The 3,093-nt window shown below is 59.2% G+C and carries 3 protein-coding genes; all 3 read left to right on the top strand.

Features of this window, described 5'->3' with window-relative positions; genetic code table 11:
- The first annotated feature begins 166 nt into the window (after nucleotides 1–166).
- From F8J34_RS07525 to pstS, 3 genes are read left to right on the top strand one after another with little or no spacing between them, the layout of a single operon-like run.
- Nucleotides 167–859: a response regulator transcription factor gene (locus F8J34_RS07525; protein ID WP_297057868.1), complete on the top strand. Its 693-nt coding sequence runs from the start codon at nucleotides 167–169 to the stop codon at nucleotides 857–859.
- Entirely contained in the window at nucleotides 852–1,988 is a 1,137-nt protein-coding gene (locus F8J34_RS07520; protein ID WP_297057866.1) for a HAMP domain-containing sensor histidine kinase, read from the top strand. The genes F8J34_RS07525 and F8J34_RS07520 overlap by 8 nt, the downstream gene beginning before the upstream one ends.
- 28 nt (nucleotides 1,989–2,016) lie before the next feature.
- A complete protein-coding gene (gene pstS, locus F8J34_RS07515) occupies nucleotides 2,017–3,063 on the top strand; it encodes a phosphate ABC transporter substrate-binding protein PstS (RefSeq protein ID WP_297057863.1) in 1,047 nt (348 codons plus the stop codon).
- The last annotated feature ends 30 nt before the right edge of the window (nucleotides 3,064–3,093 follow it).

The raw sequence follows: 3,093 nt of genomic DNA, 5'->3' as shown, positions 1-3,093 counted from the left end.
ATTTTCCATAGGCTCGACCTCCGGCAGGAGAATTCGAGCCTATGGTTTTACCAGGAGGGGGTGACATTTTGGCTTTGCAATTAGGGGTGACAAAATCGCCTTGCAGTAACAGTGGCCCTTTTTCTGCGGTTGACAGGGTAAAACCCCTTTATATCCTGAGAGGGAAATGAAAGCGGGTTTGCGCGTGCTTATCGTAGAGGACGAACCGGATGTGGCCGAACTGGAACGTCTGGCCTTCGAAAGGGAAGGGTTTCGGGTGGAGGTGGCGGATTCGGCAGCCCGGGCCCTGGAACGCTTACGTTATGCCGTTCCGGATCTGGTGATCCTGGATCTGATGCTTCCGGATCTGGATGGGCTGGAGATCTTGAAGTATTTGCGTTTCAGGGAGGAGCTTTCCGGGGTGCCGGTTATTGTGGTTTCGGCCCGGGGGGAGGAGGTGGACCGGGTGCTGGGGTTCGAGCTCGGGGCCGACGATTATGTGGTCAAGCCCTTCAGTCCGCGGGAACTGGTGCTCAGGGCCAAAGCGGTGCTGAAGAGGGTACGCCGTCAGGAAGGACCCAGGGTCCTTACCTATGGCCCTCTGGTGCTTTATGAGGATCAGTTCCGGGTGGAGGTGGAGGGCCAGGAGGTGAAACTCACCCCCACGGAGTTCCGGTTGCTGGCCACCCTGCTCTCCGCCCCGGGGAAGGTCTTTTCCCGGGAGGTCCTGCTGGATAGGGTCTGGGGTTACCAGTACGAAGGTTATGCCCGGACCGTGGACACCCATATCAAACGTCTGCGTAAGAAACTGGGCTCAGCCGGCAAGTGGATCGAGACGGTCTGGGGTGTGGGTTATCGGATAAGATCCCTGCATGCTTGAATGGATCCTTTTTCCCCTGCTGCTGGTTCTGGCTTATTTTCTGGGATACAGGTCTCGCCGGAGGCTTTTTCCCGGTGCCAGGGGGGAGGATCAGCCGGTACCGCAAGGAACCGGGCTTCCGACCGAGGGTGAGGCCGGGGAGAGGGGATACTGGGAGGTCTGGCCCTGGCCCGAGGCCCTAGTGGATAAGAACCGGCACCTGCAGGCCCTTACCCCTTCCCTGCGCCAATGGTTTCCCTCCCGGGAGCCCTCCAACCTTCTCGAACTTCCCTTCCCCGGGCTGGTGGAGTTTCATGGCGAACTTTTTGAGAAGGGTTTTTCCCGGCTGGAATTCGAAAGGGAGGGGCGATGGTGGCGGCTCGAAGGGCGGAGGATAAGTCCGGACCTGGCGGCTCTGCGTCTCCTGGAGGTGACCAGGGAGAAGGAACTGGCGCAGAAAAACCGCCTCATCTCCGCCACCCTGGCCCATGAATTCCGCACCCCCCTCACCGCCCTGAGGGGCTATGTGGAGACCCTGGAGGATTTTCTGCCCTCCGGGGACCTTCCCCGCAAGGCCCTTTCGGCTCTCAAGGAGCATACCGACCGGCTGACCCGTCTGGTGCGGGATCTTCTTTTCTTTTCCTCTCTGGAGAGAATGGAGGCCAGCGGGGGGGAACCCCTGGAGATAAGGTCCCTGGCGGAGACCGCGGTGGAGCTTATGGCCCCCCTGGCTCAGGGGAAGAAAGTGCGGTTTAATCTCTCTGGACCCGAGGGGTTATGGATTCAGGGCGATTATGATCATCTGGTTCAGGCCCTGACCAAGGTCCTGGAGAATGCTCTGCGTTTTTCCCCGCCCGGGGGAAGTATTCGGGTGGAATGGGGAAGAAGAGACGGGGAGATCTTTTTGAGGGTCCGTGATGAAGGCCCCGGGGTGCCGGAGGAGTATCGGGAACGAATCTTCGAACCCTTTTTCCGGCTGGGTAAAGGGCCGGGGCTGGGATTGGGGCTAGCCCTGGCCCGGCGTATCGCCGAGATCTACCGGGGTCGGCTCCTCCTGGAGCCCACGGAAAAGGCAGCTTCTTTCGTCTTTCTGTGGCCCGAAAAAGTCCTCTCTCCGTCACAAAAGGTTCACAATTTTTCGGAAGAATAGAACCCGAAAAAAACAGGGAGGTGCAGGGATGCGCAGATTGATCCTGGTAGGGTTGGTATGGATGTTGCTGTGGGGAGCGGTGGTTTGGGCCGGGGAGATTACCCTCCTCGGAGCCGGGGCCACCTTTCCTTATCCCCTCTATTCCAAATGGTTCTACATCTATCATCAGAAAACCGGGGTAAAGGTGAACTATCAGTCCATAGGTTCCGGGGGAGGGATCCGGCAGATCCTGGCCCGTACGGTGGACTTCGGGGCCTCGGACGCCCCCATGAACGACGAGGAACTCGCCAAGGCCCCTGCGCCGATCCTCCACCTCCCCATGACCATCGGGGCGGTGGTCATCTCTTATAATCTCCCCGGGGTGCCCTCGGGGTTGAGGCTCACTCCGGAGGTCCTGGCGGATATCTTCCTGGGAAAGATCAAGCGATGGAACGATTCCCGGATCACGGAGGTGAATCCGGGAAAGAGGCTTCCGGCCCTTCCCATAGTGGTGGTGCATCGTTCCGATGGTTCCGGCACCACTTATAATTTCACCTATTATCTTTCCCGCGTTAGCCCGGAATGGAGAAAGCGGGTGGGTTACGGTAAGGCCGTGCGCTGGCCCGCAGGGATCGGGGGCAAGGGAAACGAGGGGGTTACCGGGTATCTGAAACAGCTTCCCGGGGCCATCGGGTACATCGAACTGGCTTATGCCTATCAGAACCGGCTTCCGGTGGCGGCCATACGCAACCGGGCCGGGAGATTCGTCCTTCCCACCCTGAAGAGCATCTCCGCTGCGGCTAGAACCCACATTCCGCCGGACACTCGGGTGCTCATCGCCGACACCGATGCCCCGGATGGCTATCCCCTTTCGGCCCTGACCTGGATCCTGGTGTATAAGGAACAGGCCTACGGAGGGCGTTCCTTTGAGCGGGCCAAGGCCCTGGTGGATCTTCTCTGGTGGTGCGTGCATGAAGGACAGGCCTACAATGAATCGCTCCTTTACGCCCGGCTTCCGGAAAACGTGGTTCGTATCGATGAGAAGTTGATCTGTTCCATCACCTATCGGGGAAAACCCATCCGCAGGTGCAAGTAAAGTTTCCGGGCCGGAGCGTGTTTTTAAGGT

This window comes from Thermosulfurimonas sp. (assembly GCF_015491435.1).
Classification (GTDB): domain Bacteria; phylum Desulfobacterota; class Thermodesulfobacteria; order Thermodesulfobacteriales; family Thermodesulfobacteriaceae; genus Thermosulfurimonas_A.
This window is presented reverse-complemented; position numbering and strand designations above follow the sequence as displayed.